The following is a 22923-nucleotide window of genomic DNA, read 5'->3' on the forward strand; positions in this document are numbered from 1 at the left end:
TCTTGCTATGTTCTACATATGGTGAACGCGAAGGTTTTCCAGTCCGACGCCCCGCTCGACGAGCGTCGCGTTATCATAAGACGGCGGGACGGCGATGTGGAGATGGTCGAGCTGCCCTGGGGGCTGCGTCCGCTCGATGGTGGGTCGCGCGCGGTCAATGTCGTCCGCTCTGAAGGAAAGACGTTTTCAACCCGCCGCTGCCTGGTGCCGGCATCCGAGTTCCGTCATCGCAGTGGGGGCAAGAATTTCATTTTCTCGCTCGCCAACGGCGACTGGTTCTATTTCGCAGGGATCTGGCGGCCGGGCTCTTCAGATTGGCCCGAGGCCTATGCCATACTGACGATCGAGGCGAATGCCGACATCGCGCCCTATCATGACCGGCAGATGGCGGTCCTGACGCGCGATCAACGGATGGATTGGCTTGACCGGCTTGTACCCGAAGATGAAATCCTGCGGCCACTTCCCGTCGGAACCTTCCGTGTCAAACCTCTTTCCAACGCTTCCTTCCAGCCAAGAGTTGCGGTCTAAATTGCGGGCCGCAACGACGGCGTCTACGGGTTATTTCCGACCTGCGCGAGCGCATCGCCTCGCTGGAGGGCGTGTCGGCCAGAAAGGCTGGCTGTCGAGCCATCAGTTACGGTCGAGGACATCCCGGACGCGTACGGCCAGATCCTCGAAGGAGAATGGCTTGGGCAGCAAATGCACGCCCTTGTCGAGCCGGCCATGATGAACGATGGCGTTGCGGGAATAGCCTGTCGTGAACAACGCCTTCAGCGTCGGGTCAGTCTCACGCGCTTTAGCAACCACGTCTGCGCCGCTCATGCCGCCTGGCAACACCACATCCGAAAAGATCAGATCGACTTTACCGTGGGTCGACAGCGCCTGCAGAGCCGCAGGGCCGTCCTTGGCTTCGAGTACATGGTAGCCGAGTTCGCGCAGCGATTCGACCGAATAGGCACGGACATCCGGATCGTCCTCGACGACAAGAATGACCTCGCCGGGCGCAGCGTCGGGGATAGCAGGTGCCTCTACCACATCTTCATCGGCCCCGTCCGACAAGAGCCGCGGCAGGTAGATCTTGACCGTCGTTCCCTCTCCGACTTCCGAGTAGATCTTCACATGGCCCTTCGATTGCTTGACGAACCCATAAACCTGGCTGAGGCCAAGCCCGGTGCCCTTGCCCTGGTCCTTGGTCGTAAAGAACGGCTCGAACACGTGCGACAGCGTATCGGCGTCCATCCCCGACCCAGTGTCGGAGACGCTGATGGCACTATACTGTCCGGGGATCACTTCTGCGTGCGCTGAAGCATAGGCTTCGTCCAGATGAGCGTTGAATGTCTCGATGGTCAGCTTGCCGCCTTCAGGCATCGCGTCGCGCGCATTGATTGCGAGATTAAGAAGCGCGCTTTCCAGTTCGTTGGGATCGGCTTCCGCCTTCCAGAGGCCGGCGGCGAGTACAACTTCAATGTTGTAGATCTCGCCGAGCGTCCGGTGCAGGAGTTCGGACATGCCGCGGATCAGGCTGTTGGCATCGATCGGCTTGGGGTCGAGCGGCTGCCGCCGGGCAAAGGCGAGAAGCCGTTGCGTCAGGGCCGCTGCCCGCCTCGCGCCGTTCATCGCCTGCGAGGCTGCCCGTCGCAACCGCCCCGCTTCCGGCGGCAGGTTCCGCGTGAGCGTGTCGAGATTGCCGACAATGATCTGCAGTAGATTGTTGAAATCGTGGGCGACTCCCCCCGTCAACTGCCCAACCGCCTCCATTTTCTGGGCTTGCCGCAGCGCCTCTGCGTTCTGGGTCAGCTCCTCCGTCTTCTGCTTGACGAGATGCTCCAGATTGGCGTTCAGTTCCTTGAGTGCTTCTTCAGCGCGGCGTCTTTCCTGCAGCTCACGTTGTGCGGCCTCGTACAGCCGGGCGTTGTCGATGGCGACCGCAGCTTCGCCGGCGAGGCCAGCGAGACCGCTTTCTGACGCCTCGTCGAACACGCCGATGTCAGCATGCCCGAAGAACAGTCCACCAATTACCTCGCCCATTCGCGAGATGACTGGCACGGCCAGATAGCTCCGTACGGGAAGATGACCTTCCGGCATCCCTTTTCGCGGCTCATTCTTGCCGTACCGGCTGTCCTGGGTGATATCGGCGGAACGCACAATCCCCTCTCCGAGAAAGGTCGGTGCAAAGACAGCCGTATTGCGTGGCATGGGAAACTTCGAGAACGCCTCGCGAGGTACACCGGATAGCGTGTAGAGCATGTAGCTCTCGCCCGATGGATTGATGACGTTGTGGAAGAATGCGCCGAACTGCGCTCCGGTAAGCTCGACACCGGCATCCGTTACCAGTTGAACAACCTTCTCCAGGTCATTCTCGCGCGCGAGGTCTGCTCCGGCTCGATTGAGGATCTCGAGCGCGCGGGTACGCTCTCGCAGCGCGATCTCCGTCTCGCGCTGCTCGGTGCGATCACGCAGCACTTTCACGAAACCGACAAGCTTTCTCTCATCATCCATTATCGGCGTTGTCTCACCAACGGCCCAGATGCGGCCACCGCCCCTCTGCAGCCGCCATCCTTCGCCGCTTCCCTTTCCGCTGGTCCTGGCGTCGGTCAGTTCCGCCTCGAGCAGCGCGGCGGCTCCTCCTTCCGGCGGAAAGATCGCCACCAGAGTTTTGCCCAGCATTTCGTCCTGCGACCAGCCGAGGAGAGCTTCAGCGCCCTTGCTCCAGCCGGTGATTATGCCATCGACGTCGAGCATGATGATCCCGGTGTCGACTGCGCTGTCGAGGACCTGTTGGAGGCGTTCGGCGGGGAAATGGGAAGCAGTGTTCATTCTATGGCCTGCTCGTTGAGGTGCAGATGGCGCGGCGCGATGCAATGCGGTGGACTTGCATTGGAGGGATATGGCGAGAAGTTAAGCAATCGGCGAACGACGGAAGACGGCGCGCGATCGGCGTGCTCCCCATCTGCGCACTCCCACACACATGACTGGCGAAAGGACACACGGTCCTTCTTGGATGAGCAGATACCCGTCGAGCCGCTCCCGCTGTTGTTTGTTGCACCCTCAATTTCCGTCTCCACCGGCCATGGTTCGCCGAAGGGCCTCTTCGAGCTCCGCCAATTGGTAGGGCTTGCGCAGGATCTTGATCCCCTGTGCCTCCGCGTCCTGTTTTGCCGCCTCGGAATAACCGCTAGTGAGCAGGACGGGCAAATCGCTCCGGCGGAGCCGGATCTCCTTCGCGAGCTCCACACCGTTCATCCCGCCTGGCATCATTATGTCCGAGAACACGAGGTCGACGCTGCGGCCGTTGGCCAAGGCGCCAAGTGCAGCTGCAGCCGACGCTGCCCGCACCACCTCAAATCCGAGCTCGTCGAGCATCTCAGCAACGAGCGCCGCGACTTCGTCGTCGTCTTCGACCAGCAGGACGTTACCGGCAGCTTCTGCTCGCCGCCTTGCGACATGCAGATCGACCAGGTGGTGCTGATCAAACGCTGGACGGTTTGAGGAGCGCGGTAGCAGTAGCGAGATCGTGGTTCCTTTCCCAACTTGACTTTCTATCTCGACCGTTCCGCCGGACTGCTGAGCGAAGCCGTGAACCTGCGCGAGACCAAGACCCGATCCCTTGCCGATATCTTTCGTCGTGAAGAAGGGCTCGAATACCCTCGCCTGCACCTCAGGCGTCATTCCGGAGCCATCGTCAGCGACGACGAGGCGAACAAAGTCGCCGTGACCGTCAGCTTCTGCCCGTGCCGCTTTATTCTCGCCGGTAATCTTGATCGTGCCCCCCTTCGGCATCGCGTCGCGCGCGTTGACCGCGAGGTTCAAAACCACGAGTTCGAGTTCGCTGGCATCGACTTCGACCGGCCACAAGTCTGGTGAGAGATCAATGACGACGTGGACGTCGCCCCTCAAGCTACGGTCCAGCAACTCCCGCATGCCGCCGATCTGGCGCGCCAGGTTGATGGTTTGCGGTTTGAGCTCCTGACGCCGGGAGAAAGCCAGCAGCTGGCGTGTCAGGCCCGATCCTCTTTCAGCAGCTTGCCGCATGCCGTCCATCAGCCGCTTGCGCCTCGCCGGGTCCGCCTGCCGATCGAGCATTTCGAGGCCTCCGGAAATGACCATCAGCAGGTTGTTGAAGTCGTGAGCGATGCCCCCTGTCAACTGGCCAATGGCTTCGATCTTCTGAGCCTGACGAAGTTTCTCCTCAACTTCGGCCCGGACGCGTATCTGGTCCCGCAGAGCTGTGTTAGCTGCTTCAAGCGCCTCGGTTCGGGCCACAACGAGTTGCTCAAGCTGCTGTGCCGAACGCTCGCGTTCCTCAAGCAGCGCGCGCAGCTGCAACTGCCGTTTCCTTGCACGAAGTGCTGATTGCAAGCTGCTGACGAGCGTGAGCGCCTGGACCGGTCGCTCCAGAAGCGCCACATTGCGCAGCTTGGCGATCACGTCCTGCCGCCACCCTTCGATGCCCATCTGCTCCTGGCGGCTGGTGAGCAAAATAAAGGGAAGGTCCGACCACGGTGGCTGGTCGGCGACCCATTTGTATAACGAGCTGGCATTTGTTCCAAACAGCGCTTCCTCGGCAAGAAACGCTGCTGATGCGCCGGCTTCAAGTTCTCTCACAAACGCGTAAAGATCACCGCATGCTTTGGCAGCGATCCCGTTGCGCATGAGCAGCTCGACGGACGCGGCCGCATCCCTGCCCACCGGTGCAAAGACGAGAACGGGTTCGGGCTCGAATTCACTTAACGCCATCACGTCCGTCAACTGAATTTACTGCTGGAGCTGCGGTAAAATGGGGCGATCCCGCCAGCACGCCAATGAAGCCGGCCGTCGGTGGCCCAAGCCAAATGCCTTTATCCGACAGGCTGAATTCGCGAACGCTATGCTCGTGCTGGCCGCTTCGCTTTTTGACGACCGAGATCGCGCGGCGAACCGTGCCGTGCACCTCGAAATAACGCAGCATCACAACGGCATCGCTGAGGTAGCTCAGGTCGAGCGGCGCTTCGAGAGGACCGACAAGCCCATGTTGAGCGAGAACAAGGATCGACATGATACCGCGCTGCCCGAGATAGGTCAGCAATTCGTGCATCTGCAGGATCAGGAAACGCTCGTCCGGCATTGCATTCATGTAACCGTTCAAGCTGTCAATGACGATGACGCGGGCACCATCGTTCTCGACGCTTCTCTGGACGTTGGCCGTGAATTCGCCTGGCGACATTTCCGCCGGATCGATCTGCTGCAAGCGGATCATCCCGCTTTGCAAATGTTTCTGCAAATCGAAGCCGAGAGTCCTGGCCCGCGCCTGCAGGGTTCCACGCCCTTCGTCGAAAGCATAGATGACGGCATGCTCGCCACGGTCGGCGGCCGCCAGAGCATAGGTCAGGGCGAGCGACGATTTTCCCACCCCGGCCGCGCCGAGAAACAAGGCGTTCGTCCCGCGCTCGAGCCCGCCACCCAGCATCTGATCGAGTTCTGCGATGCCGCTCGAGGTAAACTCCTCCTCAAACGCAAGATGGTGATCTGCTGCGATCAGCCGGGGGAAGACGTGGAGCCCGCCCTTCTCGATGATAAAATCATGGTAGCCCCCGCGAAACTTGATCCCGCGCATCTTTACGACGCGAAGGCGGCGACGTTCCGCGCCGTAGTCGATCGCGGTCTGCTCCAGCAAGACGACACCATGCGCAATGGAATGGAGCTGAAGGTCGTTTTGCTGAGACGATAAATCGTCGAGAAGAATGACCGTACACTGTCGGCTGGTGAAATAGTGCTTCAGCGCGAGCACTTGCCGCCGGTAACGCAGAGGACTATGGGCCAGCAGACGCAACTCGGACAGGCTGTCGATGACGACCCGCTTTGGGTTGAGCTCGGACACTCGGTCGAGGATGAGCTTCGTCGTCTCGTTCAGTTCCATCTCCGCCGGATGAAACACCGTCAGCTCGCGATCCGGATCGAGCGTCGTTTCCGGGGGAACAAGCTCGAAGAGGCTGACGCCGTCGAGCGACCAGCCGTGGCGTTTGGCGACGAGCTGCAGTTCGCGTTCCGTCTCCGACAGCGTTATATACAGCACCTGCTCCCCTTGCCGAGCGCCTTCGAGAAGAAATTGCAAGGCTATCGTGGTTTTGCCTGTGCCGGGGCGGCCCTCGTAGAGGTAAAGCCGGTTTTCGTCCAAGCCACCTTCAAGGATCACATCAAGGCCCGCGACCCCGGTGGAAATGCGCGGCGTGTCGATCGTCTCCACTTCATCTGATGTTTCAGACATGTCTTACCTATGCAGCATGAATAAGCGGTGAGATGCATATAGATCAGCGTTGTTGGGGCTCAAGTGGCCGAATAGCGAGCTTTGGCTGTGACGGTCGGTCCCGGGACAGTTCATAAGAACGGTCTCGTCGTCGCTCCCTTCGCTCTAGTGTTCCGAGGGTCTCAGCGCTCGCCGAGTGACGAGGGGAGGGCGGACCCAACGCGGCGGAACATCCCGTCTCTTGACTAGAGCTTCTGCCTTACCGTTTATGATGCAATGACAAACATTCATTCGATTTGCGTATATTGTGGTTCTTCACCGGGCAACGATCCTGCGTTCGTTGAAGCCGGTGAAAAATTAGGTGCTGCCATCGCCAAGGCGGGGCTGGAACTGATCTACGGCGGTGGCACCAACGGCGTGATGGGCGCCGTCGGCCTCTCAGCGCTGAAAAACGGCGGCAAGGTCGGCGCTATCATCCCCAAGTTTCTGACAAATCGCGAATCGACCGCTGATGCGCTCAGGATTTTCGATGATTTGACCATTACTGAGACGATGCATGAGCGTAAACACGCCATGTTCCAACGTTCCGACGCTTTTGTCGCGTTGCCGGGTGGGATAGGCACTGTCGAAGAGATCGTTGAAATCATGACCTGGGCGCAGCTAGGACAGCATCGGAAGCCTATGGTCTTCGCCAATATATTGGGCTTCTGGAATCCGATGCTCTCCATGATCGAACACATGGAAAAAGTTGGATTTTTGCATAGCCGCCATCTGATCCAGCCAATCGTTGTCGATCGGGTGGAGGACATTATACCGGCCATCCAAAATGCCGCGCGACCTCCCGAGGTTTCCGAAGGCGTCCCGTCGATCATCGACAATATGTAAGACGGTATCGACCAATCGATTTTGTGACGGTTGGCGCATGACCTTGCCCCGTTGAAGCAATGCGTTATGAAGTAAGCTCTGGCCTATCGAAAGGGCCAGGGGATGAAGCGCAGGGGCGAGGCGGACCATCCCATTAGTGGTGAGCCACTCGATGTAAGCCCGCAACGCGGATGATGGAAAACCATGACCGACAATTCGAGGAGTGGGCATACCGCATTCTTCATACTGCGGAAGACTGGGGTACTTTCACATCAAGAAAGTCTTACCGGTCTGCTTCGACCCCACAAACCCTTGTTATGACGAAATGATCACCGCCAATATTAGCCGCTCGTCGGTTCACCTCTCCTCAAGAGCTCGGACCGTCTGGCGGTAATCCACCCTTTAGTGAACATCCCTCGATGACGAGGACCGTGGCCAAGGGATACCGTCGATCCCAGCGAGGATGTGCCGGACAAGTTACGGAGAGCGGCCACGACATCGCCATCAAGCCATCCGACATAGGCCCAGATGAGCACCAGGGGCCAGAGCGCACAGCCCAGGAACAGCGTGACCCATCCTCCGATGGTCACTGCCTGCGCCCATGGATGGTTCCGAGTGCGGCAATCATGCCTGGAAGCATGGCGAGGAAGAGCTGAGGACGAGCACGACGAGAACGATCCAGGCGAGGATGTCCAGCACACCGATGTCGTCACCTCACCTGAGCTGGACTTCGACCCCGAAACACCAAAGCGGAACTTGTAACGACATCATCTTTACGGCGCTTGTGAAGATGATGTCGTTACGCTATATGATTGGTGGAGACAGGAGATTTCTATGCCCACCCCCTCGCGTACAAGTAAAAGCCAGGACGCCAGCGTGCCGTTGAATATGCGTATCAAACCTGCGACCCGCAACTTGATCGACCGCGCCGCCGAATTGCTCGGCAAGACGCGCACGGATTTCATGCTGGAGGCTTCAGAGCGCCGTGCCGAGGAGGTGCTGCTTGATCATACCATATTCACGGTTAGCCCCGAAATTTATGCCGAATACCTTGCCCGACTGGACGCACCCGCACAGCCCAATGAGCGTCTGAAACGCACGATGTCCACCAAAGCGCCGTGGGATGAGGCGTGACTCTCAGTGCACCCATCCCACTGGCCGATCATCACGAGCTGTCAGAATTCAATTCCCGTGTCCCCGAATTGGACGACTGGCTGCGTCGCCGCGCCCGCGCCAATCAGGCAGGCGGCGCATCGCGCACCTTTGTCGTGTGTGAAGAAAATCGCGTCATCGCCTATTACGCACTCGCTTCCGGGGCAGTGAAACAGCCGGAAGCGCCAGGCCGTTTTCGGCGCAACATGCCCGATCCAATTCCGGTTGCCGTGCTTGGTCGTCTCGCCATCGATCAGTCCTATCAGAGGCGCGGGATCGGCAGAGCATTGGTGCGCGACGCAGGCTTACGCTTGCTCAATGCCGCTGAGATCCTCGGCATCCGCGGCCTGCTTGTGCATGCGATTTCCGATGATGCGCGAACCTTCTATGAGGCGGTCGGCTTTCTACCTTCGCCATCTGATCCCATGATGCTGATGGTCGGGCTGAATGATCTCAACAGCGCGCTGAACTCCCAACCGTAGTTTAGCGGCATTGAGCTCAGCGCGTTTGCAGCCGTTTCTAACTTGCTGAAACCAGTGTTGAAGCCATGCCGTGTCGTCGGTTCGGCTCCCATCAAGGCGAACGATGCGCGCAGAGGCTGCGCCGCTCAGGTGCGGGCAAATTCCAGCAGAGGCGCGACGCTGCGCGCAGGGCTGCGAGTAGCGAGCGCGCAGTTCACCGCATTGGCCAGAAAGTCGGCGCGATCGTCTTGGCGCTGCGCTGCTTAAAGACCCCGCCTTCGAGGTCCATCGCATCGCTGTTGTCGGTCACGTCCTGCGACCATTTCTGTTTTGATTTTTTTTCGGCATGGGCGGCTCCTCAAGGGAAAGGCGCCATCGGTCATGGCGCCATCTTCAGGCTAGTGATGAGCGTGGTGCTCGTTTCGCTTTCGGGTTGCCGCCGCCTTTTTGGCGGAAGCCGAACGCTCCTCCTTAGTTCGCGATGCAGCCGAAGCACCGCCCTTGCGCCCACCTTTTTCGGAGGAGGCATGGTTCTCGGCATGGCCGCGGCCGGAGCCGGACTTCTTGCCACCACCGCTTTCCTTATTGACGGTGGCCCAAGCTCGGCGCTGGGCTTCCTTCTCGGAAACGCCATGGTCTTCGTAGCCTTCCTCGATGTGCTCAGCCTTGCGCTTTTGCTTGTCGGTATAGGCGGACTTGTCACCTTGGGGCATGGAACATCTCCTTAGCTGATGTGAAAAAAGGAAAACTGCGGTTTCGCGGCAAAGTTCCGGTGATGGTCCCCGGGGTGGGCGCAGCCGATGTCACCGCCTTGCGTTTTGACCAGCTCCTGTTCGCGGGCGGAACCAACACGGCCAGGCGAGGGTTTGTTGACACATACGCTGACCATGACATCGAAAGGCATTTTCCATGGCACAGACAGTGGGTGACTTTATTGTTTCCCGCCTTCACCTTTGGGGCGTCAAGCGCATGTTCGGGTACCCCGGCGACGGTATAAACGGCGTCTTCGGAGCGTTGAACCGGGCAAGCGACAAAATCGAATTCATCCAGGCACGCCACGAGGAAATGGCTGCCTTCATGGCCGCTGCCTACGCAAAGTTTTCTGGCGAACTCGGCGTCTGCATCGCGACCTCAGGCCCAGGGGCGGCCCATCTCGTCACCGGCATGTATGATGCCCGGGCCGACCATCAGCCGCTTCTGGCGATCGTCGGACAACAGGCGCGCGGCGCGCTTGGCGGACACTATCAGCAAGAGGTCGATCTCCCCGCCCTGTTCAAGGATGTCGCTAGGGATTTCGTCCATCAGGCTTCAACGCCTGCGCAGGTCCGACATCTTGTCGATCGCGCCGTTCGCATCGCATTGTCGAACCGCACAGTGACGGCATTGATCCTCCCCAACGATTTGCAGGAGCTGCCCTACGAGGAGCCGGAGCGCGTTCACGGGACGGTTCATTCCGGCTTTGGCTATCGAGCCCCCAAAATCGTGCCATATCAGGAGGACCTGCAGGCCGCGGCCGATGTCCTCAATGCTGGTGAGAAGGTTGCTATCCTGGTGGGTGCCGGCGCGCTTGGCGCAACCGAAGAAGTGATCGCCGTCGCCGATCGGCTTTGCGCAGGGGCCGCGAAAGCGCTGCTTGGCAAGGCCGTCCTTTCAGACTCGCTGCCCTGGGTTACCGGGTCGATCGGCCTGCTCGGAACCGAACCCTCCTGGGATCTTATGCGCGACTGCGACACACTGTTGATGATCGGTTCCGGGTTTCCCTACTCAGAGTTCCTGCCCGCGGAAGGACAGGCGAAGGCAGTCCAGATCGACATTCACGCTGGCATGCTGTCGCTTCGCTATCCCATGGACGTCAATCTCGTCGGGGACGCCGCGGAAACCCTGAAGGCGCTGCTGCCCCTTATCGAACAAAAGGACGACAAGTGGCGTCGCACTGTTGAAAAGAACGTTTCTGCGTGGTGGGCGCTCCTCGACAAACGCGCCCATGCCGAGGCCGATCCCGTCAATCCGCAGCTCGTCGCATGGGAGCTGTCCTCAAGGTTGCCGGACAATGTCATACTGACCAGCGATTCCGGTTCGTGCGCGAACTGGTATGCCCGCGACATCAAGATACGGACCGGTATGATGGCGTCGCTCTCGGGCGGACTGGCATCAATGGGTGCTGCGGTTCCTTACGCCATCGCTGCCAAATACGCCCACCCCGAACGCCCCGTCATCGGGCTGGTCGGAGACGGCGCCATGCAGATGAACAACATGGCCGAGCTGATCACCGTCTCCAGATACTGGCGTGATTGGACCGATCACCGCTTTATCATCTGCGTCTACAACAATGAAGACCTCAACCAGGTAACGTGGGAACAGCGGGTGATGGAGGGCGATCCGAAGTTCGAGGCCTCGCAAAGCATTCCCAACATACCTTACCACCGGTTTGCCGAACTCATCGGCCTCAAGGGCCTGTTTGTCGATCGCCCAGAAGCTTTGGGGCCGGCCTGGGACGAGGCGCTTGCCTCGGATCGCCCAGTTGTCCTTGAGGTCAAAACCGACCCCGAAGTCCCGCCGATGCCGCCGCATCTCACGTTTGAGCAGGTCAAGAAACTCACAACCACGCTGATGAAGGGTGATCCCAATCAGGAAGGCGTCATTCGCGGCACAGTGCGGCAGGTCTTGAGTTCAGTCCTGCCAGGCATGCACGAATAATCGAGCATCACGACGAAAAGGGTCGGACGGGTTTAGCGCGGTAGCGGCCGTTCTCAGGCCATTGTCAGAATTCAGCGTGCGTTCGATGTCGGCCGCTAAACCACCGAGTTCGTGCGATAGCCGGTGGCCAACGCTATTCGGCGGCGTGCTGGAGCGCAGACCGCTCCGCGGGTTCGACCTGCATCGCGTGCTGGTCAGTTCCGAGCAGTGCAAGGGTCCAGTAATCCGGGTCCCTTCCAAACACGGTGGAAATCTGGACGACGTTGGTCCGCCCCTCGAAATAACGAGACGATTTCGCCCAGTAGAGTCCGTCCAGAACCAATGCGCTGCAACCATGGCACCTACTCCCCAGGTGATCGCCAATTGGCGCAACATGGTCGGAGCACGCCAGGCCTGGCAACGGCTGCAGGACATGTTCGCATTCTTCCCGGAGATGGCTGACCGCACGGCGCTACCGGCGCCGACAAGATCGCTCGTGGTGGACGCCGCATTTGTGGCTCCTCCGGGCGAGCGCCAGCGAATGACGGTTCAAAACGTGTCATTTCAGGCCCGCGCCGGGACGGTGGTCGGCGTGATCGGGCCGAGTGCTTCGGGAAAATCGTCGCTTGTGCGCGCCATCACTGCTGTCTGGCCGCTTGCAAAAGGCAAGGTGGCCCTCGACGGTGCTGCTCTCGACCAGTGGTCGAGTCGCGAACGCGGCCGACATATCGGCTATATGCCGCAGACGTCGGATCTGTTTCCCGGCACGATTGCCGACAATATCGCCAGGCTGGTGCCTGATGCCGACGACGTTGCGGTCATATCCGCTGCCCGGGCCGCCGGCGTCCACGACATGATCGTCGCGCTGCCGGATGGTTATGAAACGCAGGTGGGCGAGGGCGGACGCAACCTTTCTGCAGGTCAACGTCAACGCGTCGCGCTGGCACGCGCGCTCTATGGAGACCCGTTCCTCGTCGTGCTCGACGAACCGAATTCGGACCTCGATGGTGAAGGTGAGAGAGCGCTCGCCGAAGCAATCGCAGCCATCAGGGCGCGTGGCGGCATCGTCGTCGTCGTCGCTCATCGAAACAGCGTGCTGTCACAGATCAATTTCCTGCTGGTCATGGAAAATGGAGCTGCGAAGATCTTCGGGCCGCGTGACCAAGTATTGAAAAGCCTTCAGGAGCAGAGGCCGCGCGCGCCGCGCGCCGCTTCGCTTGCCAATCTGACGGTCATTGAAGGGGAGGCGGCGCAATGACGACGGATGGGCATCTCTCGTTGTCGCGGTCGCTGCGTCGCAATCTCGTTGCAGGAATAGCCACTGTCGCCCTGCTGTTCGGTGGCGTCGGCGGATGGGCCGCCACGACGGACCTATCGAGCGCGGTGATCGCTGTCGGCACGCTAGTGGTCGATGGCAATGTCAAGAAGGTGCAGCATCCGTCCGGAGGCATCGTTGCCGAATTGCGGATGAAGGAGGGGCAACTGGTTGACGCCGGCGAAATCCTCATTCGCCTCGATGACACCGTCATCCGCGCCAATCTCGATGCGGTTTCCAAGAGCCTCAACAACCTCCACGCCCGGCAGGCGCGCCTGGAAGCGGAGCGCGACGGAATCGCCACGGTCATGATCCCGGCCATTCTCCTCGAGCGTCTTGCTCCTGAGGTCGCGGAAGCGACCATGACGAGCGAGCGAAGGCTGTGTGATGATCGTCGCGTCTCGCGTGAGGGCCAGAAGGCACGGCTCGGGGAACAGGGCCGGCAAATGGAAGAGCAGATCAAGGGGCTCGACGTTCAGCAAGCGGCAAAAGCACGCGAGATCGAGCTGATCGGCAAGGAACTCGAGGGCCAGCGCCGGCTGTTTGCGCAAGGCCTCACCAGCTTGAACCGGGTCAACAGCCTTGATCGCGACGCAACACGGCTTGAGGGCGAACGTGGTGCTCTTGTTGCCTCGATTGCCGCCACGAGGGGCCGGATTTCGGAGATACTCCAGTTGTTACAGATCGATCAGACGATGCGCGCTGATGTGGCGGCGGAACTGCGTGATGTCGACAACCAGAAGGCCGAGCTTGTGGAGCAGGAGGTGACGGCTCTCGAACAGCTCAAGCATATCGACATCAGGGCGCCGATCGCAGGCGCCATTCATGCGCTGTCGATCCACACGATTGGCGGCGTCATAACACCCGCCGAGATATTGATGGAGATCGTTCCGCAGGAAAGCCCGTTGACTGTCGAGGCCAGGGTTGCGCCGCAAGACGTCGACCAGCTTGCGATCGGCCAGGCAGCGACACTGCGACTGACAGCCTTCAATCGCAATACCACGCCGGAGCTGAGGGGAACACTCATTCGCATTTCGGCCGATCTCGAAACGGACGAACATACGAGATCGAGCTTCTATCGCGCAGGCGTGGCAATACCCGATGACGAACGCCAGCGCCTGGACGATCTGTCCCTCGTGCCCGGAATGCCGGTTGAGGCCTTTGTCCGCACCGGCGATCGCAGCGTGCTTTCCTATTTCACCAAACCCATCCGCGATCACGCGGCCCGGGTTTTTCGGGAGGAATAGCTCACGAACCATGATGGGCGCGGCCCATCCCAAGAATGTCGAAGCGTCATATCCCGGTATGAGGCCAGGGAGATTGCGTCGGCAGCAACGGCAGCGCGTCTGCCAATCGAAGAGGAGAAGGACATGCCAAGTCGTACCTATGACAACAACGTCAATATTGTTGACCTGCGCGGCGAAACCTCGACGCCACCCGCAGGCTGGCCCGATCATCAGGCATGGTGGTCGATCTACACCCTTGGCGGCGACGACACCGTCTATGGAAGCGCCTATAACGACTGGGTCGAAGGCGGCGAGGGCAACGACACCCTATATGGCTTCAACGGCAACGACCTGCTCGACGGCGGCAACGGAACCGATACGCTGATCGCCGGAAACGGCGACGACTCTCTTTATGGCGGTGCGGGCAACGACCAGCTTTACGGCGATGCCGGAAATGACTGGCTGACCGGCGATGCCGGCAATGACACAATGGCGGGCGGCACGGGCGACGATACGTTCGTCGGAGGTGACGGAGCCGACACGATGTTCGGTGAAGCTGGCAACGACGTCTTCTTCGGCGATGCAGGTGCCGACATCATGGATGGCGGCGTCGGCAACGATCGCCTTTGGGGTGGTGCGGGCAACGATCAGTATCAATTCACCGGTGCTGGCATCGACGTCATCAACGACGGCGTCACCGACACGGGCGCGCCGCGCACGGATACCGTCTTCGACACGCAGGATCGCCTAATCGTCTCCTATGCGGCAGCCGAAGTCCAGTTCTTCGTCTCGGGCGGCGACGATCTGTTGATCACCTCGCTCAACGACACGGCCGACGGTGTCATCGACAATGCCGTGATCATCGAGGATTACTTCCAGGGCGGTCACTATGTGATCGATATCCTTCAGACCAATGACGGCGCCTTCAACCTGCCTGCGCTCATTCCGCCGATGGTTGCCTAATTGAAGAAGTCTAATGAAAACGCCGCTGCCGGCGTTTTCGATCGGGGCGAGGCTTTTAAACTGCTCTCGCCCCGATTGGCGGTCCCATCACTGTTGTGACAGGAATGCTTCTCTCTGCTGCTTCAAGATCTCGAGATTGCCGGTCTGTTTCTGAAGTTGGGCATAGAGCGGATCGCTCATCATCGCCTCGTAGTCGATCGTCGGCTGCTGGACGACGATCTTCGGGAGTGCTGCATATTGAGGCTGAGTCAGCGCCGTCGCTGATTTCGAGATCCTGCCGCCGAACATGTCGGCGATCTGGTCGGCCCGGTCCTGAGCGAGGTCGGGTCCGTTCGTCCCATTGATGCTGCCCTTCAGGATGTCCTTGAGTTTCGATCCCAGAGCATTGTCGTCGGTCTGTACAGAGCCGTCATTGAAAATCGTCGCCACGACCCGTCCGTCGACGGTGACCGTTGCATACGGCTTGTTGCCGGGATAGTCCGACAGATCCGGAGGCTCCGGAAACTGCGTGTGCTGCATTTCCAGATACTTTCTGTTGGCCTCGATTCTTGCCGCTTCTCCTTCGATAAAGGACTGATATTCGTCCTCCGGCAGCTCGGAGATGTTCATCGGCTTGAGGTCAACGGCGAGATTGGTCGCATCGATCACCCGGCCCATGAATTTGAAGGTTGCTGAAGAGGGCCTCGAATCGACCCTCGTGTCAGAGCCTGTCCTCGCTTTGGCCTCCTGGTCCCCTGGAAGGGAATAGGCTTGCTCGGACTTCGTCGAATTCGTCTTGTCGGAGCCGGCATAGCGAGTGCCGTAATATGATGCTGGTGCAATGGTTGTCATCAAATTCTCCCCGCATTGGCGCTAAAATGCTGGGTTGTGATAAACTTTGACGCTTGCGTGTAACTTGTGGAAACGGTATTCCGTTCTACTTCTCGGCGTAATTCGGGCTTTCTAAACCAGCCCAAGGCGTGTCGCCAGATAGACAGCATTCATCGTATTATAGGCACCGAGCTTCCGCTTCGCGGCATCGAGATAGTAGCGAACGGTATTTTTCTTGATTCCGAGGATATCGGCCGTCAGCGACATCGATTTACCAAGAGCGGCCCAGTTCAGACATTCCTTTTCCCGAACGCTCAGGCTGACCTGGGGTTTTTTCATAGTCGAAGGATCGCTGATTTTTAACGTTGCATGCACCAACGCTGTCGCGGTCGTCGCCCGGATGTCATCAATCATCCCGTTAACCTTGAAATCGGGCAGATGCGACGCGAGGGTCAAGACCGCTATCCGACCAAATTCGATGCGGATTGGCATGGAGAGGCCGGAGACGATGCCGAATTGACGAGCATGCTCATAAAATCTTCGTTCTTCGGGCGAGGATGTCCACCGCAGGGGGCTTGCTGACCAATAGAAAGGCTTCAGGAGACGCTTGGCGGCAGTGATGACAGGGTCGACCTTCTGATAGTCGTTCGCGAAATAGATCTCCTGCCACTCCTGCGGATAGTTGGTGAAAGCTTCGGTGTCCCCGGAACGCACGTTCATGTAGGCGAAGCGTTCGAAGCCGCATTGCTGGGCAAACGTCAAAAGCGCAGTGCGTGCCGAGCGTTCATCGTTTGACAGACTTAAAACATCAATCAGATCATCCAATCTCTTCTTCAAGACACATCGCTCCCGCTGGCCGGCCGCACGACGTTCAAAACCAGCCGTCGACCGAGGCAATAATCGCAACTGACATATCCCTATTAGCCGGATTAAACACTCATGAGACGAGAATTGGAATCCGTACTTATTCAGGGTTGACGCGCGCGACGAGGACGTAGCCACCAAGACGCACGGTCTGGATGAGCTCGCCGCCATTCCCGGCTTCGGTGAGCTTGCGGCGGAGCCTGCAGATATGAACATCGACACTGCGCTCGAGTGGTCTGCCGAGACCGATATGCGTCGCATCCAACAGGAACCGTCGCGACAGGACAGTTCCGGGCTGGCGACAGAACGCAATCAGGAGCTCGAACTCGGCTGCGAGCAGCGAAACGTTTGAACCGTCGGGTGCTGAAAGCAGGCGTCGGTGCGGATCGATACGCCAGCCGTCGAACTGCAGCACGCGCCAGCGTTCTTGCTCGTCCAGTTCGGATCTGCGCAGCAGGGCGCGCACATGCACCATCAACTGGCGCATCTCGGTGCCAATAGGCAAACAGTAATCGGCGCCGGCCTCGACCCCATCGAGCTGCCTGTCAGCCGGAAGCAACAGGATGATAGACATCGCACTTGCGCTGCGGATCGCCCGACAGAGATCGAGACCCAGATTTTCGACGAGGGTCGAGATGATCAGAATGCGGAAGCCATCGTGTGCCGAGACCTGCGTCGCCTGGGCGGGCGGGACCACTGTGCTTGCAATTTTGTCGGCGCCAAGAGCGGCGGCGATCCGCCCGACGGAGGCGAAGTCGTCGGTCGCAATCAGAATGGCGCCCGCCTGTCGCTTTTTTTCCATCGGGCGAGGAGAGCATAGAACCCAGCCGCTTCAAGTCGCAGATCTGAGGGGACGCTTTGGTCGAACGGGGAGGCGAAATCGCGGCCCCGGACGGGAAACAATAATTAATATCATAGCGTTTGCGGTCAGTGGACGTTCGTGGCATCGTTGCATCCATAAGTTGCTGAATTCGAGGGAAGTTCTATTTCTCGCGGTTCTGTTGTGAAACCCAGTGTCGTCATAAGCTCGCTCGACGCCGACTTCAGCCTGTCGGTCCGCCATATTCTCGAAGTGGAGGGTTTTGCCACCGACCTTGCGATGGGACCGGTCGAAACCATCGTGGCCGTGAAGGAAAAACACAATGTCGGGCTCATCGTCGACGGCGGGAACGAGTTCGCGGTCGGTCTCTGCAAGGTGCTAAAGGCGGATGCGGCGACCGACCATGTTCGCATCGTGACGCTTGTCCCGGCCGGGGCTGCACATCGCTTCGAAGCCTTCCTGGAGGTCGGCGTCGAAGAGGCGTTCATGCGCCCGGTCGAGCCCGATCGGTATCTGCGCGCCCTTAAACGACTGCTTGGTGCCGACGAGGAGCAGCCGATAGAGCGCGTGGAGCCACAGACGATCAGCCATGGAGGAGTGATTGTCGACGCTCGTGCCCACCGCATCACCTATGAAGGTCGCGACATCCATCTTGGACCGATCGAGTTCGCCCTGTTGGGTCAGATGATCAGTGAGCCAACCCGCGCCTTCCGGCGCGAAGAACTGGCATCAAGAGCCTGGCCGGAGGGCGTCTTTGTCGACCCGCGAACGGTCAACGTCCACATCGGCCGGCTCCGCAAGGCGCTCTCGCCGATCATGAAGGTCGACATCATCCGCACCGTGCGCGGCATCGGTTATGGATTGGATGTCAAAGGATCCTGAGAGGAAGGGGAAACGGATGAGCCCGCATCGCCCGATTGCGATCGTAAATGGCGAGCTGATCACGGGTGACGGCGTGACAGTGCTGAAGAGAGCGAGCGTGCTCGTGTCCGGCCAAACGATCGAAGCCGTTACTCAGTCGGATGACCTAATGGTTGCGCCAGACTATGCCGTAATCGATGCTGCTGGCTGCACGGTCCTGCCCGGCATGATCAATGCTCACGCGCATGGCTGTGTCCACGGGCCGTCGATGCCGAGCGGATCTCCGCCATTTGGCGAAGAAGATGTGCTCTATCAGCGTAACCGCCATCTCCTGTCCGGCACGACCACCGTCTTGAATGTCTGCGGGCTTGCCCTGACCGACGAAATCGACGCCGGGCGAGACGCGTCCCATCCGCTCGACATCCACATCAGCACCGGCCACACGCCGTCGAGCCTCGCTGCGGCGGTGGCCGCTGACGGGAGCGGTCTTTCCGGACGCCACCTGACGGCGACCATCGACGACATGCTCGCAAATGGCGCCAAGGCGCTTGGCGAGGCCGGCGGCGGCCAGACGCTCGGCGGCGGGGCACAGGACTATCGATTTCTTCCAGCCGCGATCGAGAAGACTTCGGGAGTCGTTGTCCACCCAAGATTGGCACGCGAACTCAAGGACGTTGTTCTCGGCCATAGGCTCGAGCGAAAAGATGGCGGAGACCGTGAGGCGCTCCGACGGATCATCGAGGAAAGCGTGCTCGACGGCCACTTCTCTGCAGAGACCCTTGCGACTTTGATCCACGATACGGTGATGCCATCAGTTGCGCTTGCGCGCCGCGGTCTTGCCGAAATCGCCGCGGAGGCCGCGCGCACGGGCATGCCTGCGATCTTTCACAATGCGGCGCCGACGGGCGAACAGCTGATCGACCTCGCTAGGATCCATCCCAAGGCACGCATCGTCGCAGGTCACAGCAATCATCCTTCCTTCACGACAAGCCAAGCACTGGAAACGGCGCGCGCGCTCCGCAATCTCGGCGCCTTCGTCGATGTGTCGACGCTCGATTGCATTTCCACGCGATGGCGCAACGGCCCGGACAATCTCGATGCCCTGATCGAAGCCGGTCTCGCCGACACGCTTTCTACCGACTATGCCGGCGGCGACTGGGACGGCATATTGGAGGCCATTCATCGCCTGGTCCAAAAAAGGCTCATCGCGCCCGCAGCGGCGATCGCATTGGCGACCGGCAATGTTGCGCGCATTGTGCCCGAACTGGCCGGCGACCGCGGTTTGATCGCCACGGGAAAACGCGCCGATATCGTCATCAGCGAGGCCCATAATCATGGCCGTGTCCGTCACGTTCTCGTCGCCGGCCGGATCGTCGTCTTCAATGGAAGCCTCGTCGGTCGATCGGCGGATCGGTTTCTGATGTCCTTTCCGCTCGCCTGAAGCAGATCCCAGTCTGCTAGCACGTCCGGCGGAGCGCCTGCAGGAGATCAGCAATCGCGGCAGCGCCCCCGCCTGGCAGCGCGGCGACGGCGCCAATGATGTCTTGCTGCTCTGCGTCCTGAAGCTGGTGGCGTGTCAGATTGCGGAATTTCCGGCAGATGGCCTCCCAGCCCATCGGCCGCGTCTTGTCGCCCAGCGGAGTGTGGATATCAGAGGTCAGTTCGAGCGTCCGGGTGCGTATGACGACGCGCGACAGAGTCTGCGCCGGGAAGAACCGGTCGAGATCGGGATCGACGCTCAGCCGAACCTTCTGCGCGAAACGGATCAGGTCCGTCCGGCCAAGCGCAGCTTTATCGATCGGTGCGAGCGCCTGCACGCCATCGACGGCGAGGATCGCCATGCAGAAGGGGAGGCTGTATTGCATGTCGACCAGGCTCTCCGGCGATACCTTGTTGGCAAGCTTCAAGGCCCAGGCAAAGGTCTGGACCTCGACCTCGATGATGTCGTCGGGACCAATCGTATCTGCGGCGAGCTCGCTATAGGCGTCGAGTGCGGGGTGAATGTAGCGACAACAGGCATAGGGCTTGAAATAGGTGTCGGCGATTTCCCAATGGCGACCGAGCCCGCCGAGAATGCGGCTGCCATCGTAATAGTCCGGGTGATCGAGAAGGTCCTCAGGCCCTGTAAAACCGGCAGCCGCGAGATGGGCCGCCGTTATGCCGAGCAGGCTGCTCCATGCGATACCTTCCTTGACATCGTTGCCTGTCAGCCGCGAGTAGCCGGAACTGCCATTGGCAAGCTGGTTCGGCGCCATCACGCCCGAAATGGCGAGAGCATGCGAAAGCCGGACAGGCTCCAGCTGCAACAGGCGGCCGGCTGTCGCGGCCGAAGCGAAGGCTGCCCAGCGACCGGACTGGCGTGTGCGAATTCCGTCCGTCGTCTGCGAGGCGGCGATGCGCGCGCCGACATCATAGCCGCAGATGATCGCGCTGATCAGTTCACGTCCCGTCGCTCCGGTCTGGCCAGCTATCAGCAACGCCGCGGGGATGACGCATGCCCCCGGATGGCCGCGAGCCGCGCGATTGCCGTCGTCGATGTCGAGCGCGGATGCGGCAGTGACATTGCAGAAAAGGGCACCCGCCGGCGCGCACCTGCCGGCGCACCAAATCGGCGCCTCGCCGCTGCCAAAGACCGGTGCGGCCATGGTGCGCGCAGCTACCGCGCTCGGCATGGCTAGGCCTGCGATAGCAGCGCCCAGCAGATCCAGGATACAACGTCTGGCGACGTCAGCGATGGCAGGACAATATTCTGTCGGTGCCGCCCGCACATGCTCGGCCAGAATGCGGGTCAGATAGGACATGTCCGAGCCACCTCCGATCCTGCATGTGCACGGCAATATTTATCGAAGCTCGCCTGGGCGACGAAGAGATCGAGCATTGGCAGGCCGACACAGGTAACGCAGGTCGGTCCGGCATTGTCTTCGTACCAGGGTGCTGGATTTGCGAGTTCGCGTATGCCGATGAGCGGTCCGATCGTTTCCAGCGACAGGCCTCGGCTGGAAAAATGCAGGGCGATGCTTTGCGAATTGCGCCTCGAAACGGTCTGGAGATCGTCGCAAACCATGAGGCCGGTTCGAAACACCCGTTTCAGATAATCTTCCGGCGCCTCGTTGCCTCCAAGATGGAGCGTGGTCGCCTCTTGCGCCAGATCCTCGTCCGCAAAGACTGGTTCGCGGGCATTGGACGCGGTGACGACCAGGGAGCAGCAGCGCATGGTCCGGTTATCATCGACAGGGACGAGCGGGATCTTGACTTCGCCCGAGAGCGCAATTGCAAGCGCGCGGGCGTTTTCCAATCTGCGGGCGCGGACGAAGATCTGCTCGATCCTGTCCGCGCAGGAAAAGGCAAGCGACCGGATGACGCTCTGCGCAACCGGCCCGGCTCCAACCAGATAGACGCAGGAGGCAGTGCCACGGGCAAGACATGCTTCTGCGACGAGTGAGGCATAGGTCCCGGTCCGGTCTGCCGAAAGCGCCGTCTCGTCGAGGATCGCAATCGGGCGAAGTGTGAACTTGTCGAGCAGGATGAAGGTCGATGTTGATCTCGGAAGCCCGAGGCTGCGATTGAAGGCATTGGCACCGATGATCTTCACCCCGCCATGCGTCGAGCTGACGCTATAGAGAGACGACAGCTTCCAGCCGAGACGTTCTTGGGCAAAATCAGGCTTGAAGGCGGTAAAATCGGGGACCGACCAAAACTCGTCTTCGGGCAAGGACAGGACCGCCTTGCCGCCGCGCGCAGCCCCGGACCGGATTTCGGCCCAGGCTCGCGCTGCGGCCTCGTGCACGTCCTTGGTCGTCAGCGCGCAGCCTCTCGTAGCGAGGTCTGACCTTGTCAAAAATACAATCCCGCTCAACGCGTCTGTCATCGTCTCCTCCCTTTCTAGAGCTGACGAGTGCAGAGCCAGTTTAGAGGTTTCGCCTCGTGTGGGAGGTGAAGTTTTCAGCAAGATTGATGCCCAAGGGTGGTAGCTCGGCATCGCTTGGGAAACATTTCGGTAAACTTTGCACGGACGCCGTCAGCAGGTTCAGCGGCGGCTGCATATCGAGATTCACCTGTTCAGCTATAATCTGAATGTGGGGGACGTCCTTGGAGAGCACATTGTCTCGCAACAATGACGGCGACCTCGCTGCCAACTGCCGCCGCACAGCCGGTGCCGCAGGCCCTTGTCCGTCAGTACTGTCATTGTGGAGAATACGCTTGGGCAGAACAGCGAGCACATGGTTGCTTCGGCTAAAGCCCGATTAAGTGAACGACGACCCAGGTCGCAACGCTATTGCGCGATTTCCGCTCCGACCTCATTTTGCGTGCCCGGCCCGGATACCAGCGTGATGAGACTCCGCATCGCCTCGCGAATGGCAGGGTTCTGGATCTGATCGATTTCTGTCGGTCGTCGTCCGGCGAGGTTTGGCTCTCGCGTCGGATCGTTGCTGAAAATCTGTTCGGCCCCGCTGAACAAGTCATCCAGTGACACCCCGAGGGCGCGCGCCATTTCGTAAAGCGCACTGGCGCTGACGCGATTGATGCCTGTCTCGTATTTCTGGATCTGCGGGAAGGAAATGCCGAGCGCCTCACCAAGTGCGGTTTGGCTAATTCCTCTGCTTTTTCGAATGCGCTGCAGGTTTTGTCCAACGACAGCGTCGATCGGATTGCCTTTTGGACGGGCCAAATCATTCTCCTGGTTTTGT

General features: G+C 60.0%; 21 protein-coding genes and 2 pseudogenes. 11 read left to right on the forward strand and 12 right to left on the reverse strand.

The genetic code is table 11. The features are described from left to right. Window positions 1-18: 18 nt before the first annotated feature. On the forward strand, window positions 19-528 hold the full coding sequence (locus J2X71_RS20315; RefSeq protein ID WP_310384329.1) for an SOS response-associated peptidase: 510 nt from the start codon (window positions 19-21) through the stop codon (window positions 526-528). 32 nt (window positions 529-560) lie between these two features. Further along, window positions 561-641 (forward strand): annotated as a pseudogene (locus J2X71_RS20320) (damage-inducible mutagenesis protein); the annotation flags it as partial. On the opposite strand, the gene J2X71_RS20325 reads toward J2X71_RS20320, so the two are convergent. The 3 genes from J2X71_RS20325 to J2X71_RS20335 all read right to left on the reverse strand — a co-directional run bounded on the left by J2X71_RS20325 (window position 631) and on the right by J2X71_RS20335 (window position 6244). Further along, window positions 631-2817: an ATP-binding protein gene (locus J2X71_RS20325; RefSeq protein ID WP_310384331.1), complete on the reverse strand. Its 2187-nt coding sequence runs from the start codon at window positions 2815-2817 to the stop codon at window positions 631-633. The pseudogene J2X71_RS20320 and the gene J2X71_RS20325 sit on opposite strands and share 11 nt — an antisense overlap. A gap of 231 nt (window positions 2818-3048) precedes the next feature. After that, window positions 3049-4737, reverse strand: a complete 1689-nt coding sequence (locus J2X71_RS20330; protein WP_310384724.1) for an ATP-binding protein — start codon at window positions 4735-4737, stop codon at window positions 3049-3051. Next, on the reverse strand, window positions 4724-6244 hold the full coding sequence (locus J2X71_RS20335) for an ATPase domain-containing protein (protein ID WP_310384332.1): 1521 nt from the start codon (window positions 6242-6244) through the stop codon (window positions 4724-4726). The genes J2X71_RS20330 and J2X71_RS20335 overlap by 14 nt, the downstream gene beginning before the upstream one ends. A 255-nt stretch (window positions 6245-6499) precedes the next feature. On the opposite strand from J2X71_RS20335, the gene J2X71_RS20340 reads away from it, so the two are divergent. Next, the gene (locus J2X71_RS20340; RefSeq protein WP_310384334.1) at window positions 6500-7108 is read left to right on the forward strand and encodes a TIGR00730 family Rossman fold protein; all 609 of its coding nucleotides are present in this window, start codon (window positions 6500-6502) and stop codon (window positions 7106-7108) included. 320 nt (window positions 7109-7428) lie between these two features. Here J2X71_RS20340 and J2X71_RS38130 read toward each other — a convergent pair whose 3' ends face one another. Beyond that, complete coding sequence (locus tag J2X71_RS38130; RefSeq protein ID WP_405049732.1) at window positions 7429-7800, reverse strand: DUF3302 domain-containing protein; 372 nt, start codon at window positions 7798-7800, stop codon at window positions 7429-7431. Between the two features lie 121 nt (window positions 7801-7921). Between J2X71_RS38130 and J2X71_RS20345 the strand changes: the two genes are divergently transcribed. Together J2X71_RS20345 and J2X71_RS20350 are read left to right on the forward strand one after the other, a co-directional pair. Continuing rightward, window positions 7922-8221 (forward strand): DUF1778 domain-containing protein, encoded by a 300-nt coding sequence (locus tag J2X71_RS20345; RefSeq protein WP_310384337.1) that lies wholly within the window; start codon window positions 7922-7924, stop codon window positions 8219-8221. Then, window positions 8218-8721 (forward strand): GNAT family N-acetyltransferase, encoded by a 504-nt coding sequence (locus J2X71_RS20350; protein WP_310384339.1) that lies wholly within the window; start codon window positions 8218-8220, stop codon window positions 8719-8721. Before J2X71_RS20345 ends, J2X71_RS20350 begins: the two co-directional genes overlap by 4 nt. Before the next feature lie 217 nt (window positions 8722-8938). Here the strand turns inward: J2X71_RS20350 and J2X71_RS20355 are convergent. Both J2X71_RS20355 and J2X71_RS20360 read right to left on the reverse strand, forming a co-directional pair. Next, window positions 8939-9010, reverse strand: a pseudogene (locus tag J2X71_RS20355) (hypothetical protein); the annotation flags it as partial. Window positions 9011-9098: 88 nt separating this feature from the next. Further along, on the reverse strand, window positions 9099-9413 hold the full coding sequence (locus J2X71_RS20360; RefSeq protein ID WP_113321173.1) for a plasmid stabilization protein: 315 nt from the start codon (window positions 9411-9413) through the stop codon (window positions 9099-9101). Between the two features lie 196 nt (window positions 9414-9609). Between J2X71_RS20360 and J2X71_RS20365 the strand changes: the two genes are divergently transcribed. From J2X71_RS20365 to J2X71_RS20380, 4 genes are all read left to right on the forward strand, one after another. Then, on the forward strand, window positions 9610-11397 hold the full coding sequence (locus J2X71_RS20365) for a thiamine pyrophosphate-requiring protein (RefSeq protein ID WP_310384342.1): 1788 nt from the start codon (window positions 9610-9612) through the stop codon (window positions 11395-11397). Window positions 11398-11731: 334 nt separating this feature from the next. Continuing rightward, window positions 11732-12634: an ATP-binding cassette domain-containing protein gene (locus tag J2X71_RS20370; RefSeq protein ID WP_310384344.1), complete on the forward strand. Its 903-nt coding sequence runs from the start codon at window positions 11732-11734 to the stop codon at window positions 12632-12634. Then, entirely contained in the window at window positions 12631-13938 is a 1308-nt protein-coding gene (locus J2X71_RS20375) for an HlyD family type I secretion periplasmic adaptor subunit (RefSeq protein WP_310384345.1), read from the forward strand. The genes J2X71_RS20370 and J2X71_RS20375 overlap by 4 nt, the downstream gene beginning before the upstream one ends. Before the next feature lie 123 nt (window positions 13939-14061). Next, complete coding sequence (locus J2X71_RS20380; RefSeq protein ID WP_310384346.1) at window positions 14062-14880, forward strand: calcium-binding protein; 819 nt, start codon at window positions 14062-14064, stop codon at window positions 14878-14880. 87 nt (window positions 14881-14967) lie between these two features. Here the strand turns inward: J2X71_RS20380 and J2X71_RS20385 are convergent, their stop codons facing one another. From J2X71_RS20385 to J2X71_RS20395, 3 genes are all read right to left on the reverse strand, one after another. Beyond that, complete coding sequence (locus tag J2X71_RS20385; protein ID WP_310384349.1) at window positions 14968-15711, reverse strand: hypothetical protein; 744 nt, start codon at window positions 15709-15711, stop codon at window positions 14968-14970. 111 nt (window positions 15712-15822) lie between these two features. Further along, a complete protein-coding gene (locus tag J2X71_RS20390; protein ID WP_310384351.1) occupies window positions 15823-16515 on the reverse strand; it encodes an autoinducer binding domain-containing protein in 693 nt (230 codons plus the stop codon). Window positions 16516-16654: 139 nt separating this feature from the next. Then, complete coding sequence (locus tag J2X71_RS20395) at window positions 16655-17356, reverse strand: response regulator transcription factor (protein ID WP_310384353.1); 702 nt, start codon at window positions 17354-17356, stop codon at window positions 16655-16657. A gap of 201 nt (window positions 17357-17557) precedes the next feature. Here J2X71_RS20395 and J2X71_RS20400 point away from each other — a divergent pair, with 201 nt between their 5' ends. Continuing rightward, a complete protein-coding gene (locus tag J2X71_RS20400; RefSeq protein WP_310384355.1) occupies window positions 17558-18256 on the forward strand; it encodes a response regulator transcription factor in 699 nt (232 codons plus the stop codon). 16 nt (window positions 18257-18272) lie between these two features. Then, on the forward strand, window positions 18273-19676 hold the full coding sequence (locus J2X71_RS20405; RefSeq protein ID WP_310384357.1) for an amidohydrolase family protein: 1404 nt from the start codon (window positions 18273-18275) through the stop codon (window positions 19674-19676). 16 nt (window positions 19677-19692) lie between these two features. Here the strand turns inward: J2X71_RS20405 and J2X71_RS20410 are convergent, their stop codons facing one another. The 3 genes from J2X71_RS20410 to J2X71_RS20420 all read right to left on the reverse strand — a co-directional run bounded on the left by J2X71_RS20410 (window position 19693) and on the right by J2X71_RS20420 (window position 22904). Continuing rightward, complete coding sequence (locus J2X71_RS20410) at window positions 19693-21036, reverse strand: MmgE/PrpD family protein (RefSeq protein WP_310384358.1); 1344 nt, start codon at window positions 21034-21036, stop codon at window positions 19693-19695. Continuing rightward, window positions 21024-22073, reverse strand: a complete 1050-nt coding sequence (locus J2X71_RS20415; protein ID WP_310384360.1) for an ornithine cyclodeaminase — start codon at window positions 22071-22073, stop codon at window positions 21024-21026. The genes J2X71_RS20410 and J2X71_RS20415 overlap by 13 nt, the downstream gene beginning before the upstream one ends. A gap of 435 nt (window positions 22074-22508) precedes the next feature. Next, window positions 22509-22904, reverse strand: a complete 396-nt coding sequence (locus J2X71_RS20420) for a helix-turn-helix transcriptional regulator (protein ID WP_310384362.1) — start codon at window positions 22902-22904, stop codon at window positions 22509-22511. Window positions 22905-22923: the final 19 nt, after the last annotated feature.

It is taken from the genome of Rhizobium sp. 1399 (assembly GCF_031455475.1).
GTDB lineage: Bacteria > Pseudomonadota > Alphaproteobacteria > Rhizobiales > Rhizobiaceae > Rhizobium.

What these genes read in the sequence shown, in the direction of transcription:
- J2X71_RS20325 (WP_310384331.1), bottom strand. Translation starts at nt 2,817, where the DNA reads ATGAACACTGCTTCCCATTTCCCCGCCGAACGCCTCCAACAGGTCCTC.
- J2X71_RS20360 (WP_113321173.1), bottom strand. Translation starts at nt 9,413, where the DNA reads ATGCCCCAAGGTGACAAGTCCGCCTATACCGACAAGCAAAAGCGCAAG.
- J2X71_RS20335 (WP_310384332.1), bottom strand. Translation starts at nt 6,244, where the DNA reads ATGTCTGAAACATCAGATGAAGTGGAGACGATCGACACGCCGCGCATT.
- J2X71_RS20330 (WP_310384724.1), bottom strand. Translation starts at nt 4,737, where the DNA reads ATGGCGTTAAGTGAATTCGAGCCCGAACCCGTTCTCGTCTTTGCACCG.
- J2X71_RS20340 (WP_310384334.1), top strand. Translation starts at nt 6,500, where the DNA reads ATGACAAACATTCATTCGATTTGCGTATATTGTGGTTCTTCACCGGGC.
- J2X71_RS20410 (WP_310384358.1), bottom strand. Translation starts at nt 21,036, where the DNA reads ATGTCCTATCTGACCCGCATTCTGGCCGAGCATGTGCGGGCGGCACCG.
- J2X71_RS20370 (WP_310384344.1), top strand. Translation starts at nt 11,732, where the DNA reads ATGGCACCTACTCCCCAGGTGATCGCCAATTGGCGCAACATGGTCGGA.
- J2X71_RS20345 (WP_310384337.1), top strand. Translation starts at nt 7,922, where the DNA reads ATGCCCACCCCCTCGCGTACAAGTAAAAGCCAGGACGCCAGCGTGCCG.
- J2X71_RS20365 (WP_310384342.1), top strand. Translation starts at nt 9,610, where the DNA reads ATGGCACAGACAGTGGGTGACTTTATTGTTTCCCGCCTTCACCTTTGG.
- J2X71_RS20375 (WP_310384345.1), top strand. Translation starts at nt 12,631, where the DNA reads ATGACGACGGATGGGCATCTCTCGTTGTCGCGGTCGCTGCGTCGCAAT.
- J2X71_RS20380 (WP_310384346.1), top strand. Translation starts at nt 14,062, where the DNA reads ATGCCAAGTCGTACCTATGACAACAACGTCAATATTGTTGACCTGCGC.
- J2X71_RS20405 (WP_310384357.1), top strand. Translation starts at nt 18,273, where the DNA reads ATGAGCCCGCATCGCCCGATTGCGATCGTAAATGGCGAGCTGATCACG.
- J2X71_RS20395 (WP_310384353.1), bottom strand. Translation starts at nt 17,356, where the DNA reads ATGGAAAAAAAGCGACAGGCGGGCGCCATTCTGATTGCGACCGACGAC.
- J2X71_RS20315 (WP_310384329.1), top strand. Translation starts at nt 19, where the DNA reads ATGGTGAACGCGAAGGTTTTCCAGTCCGACGCCCCGCTCGACGAGCGT.
- J2X71_RS20385 (WP_310384349.1), bottom strand. Translation starts at nt 15,711, where the DNA reads ATGACAACCATTGCACCAGCATCATATTACGGCACTCGCTATGCCGGC.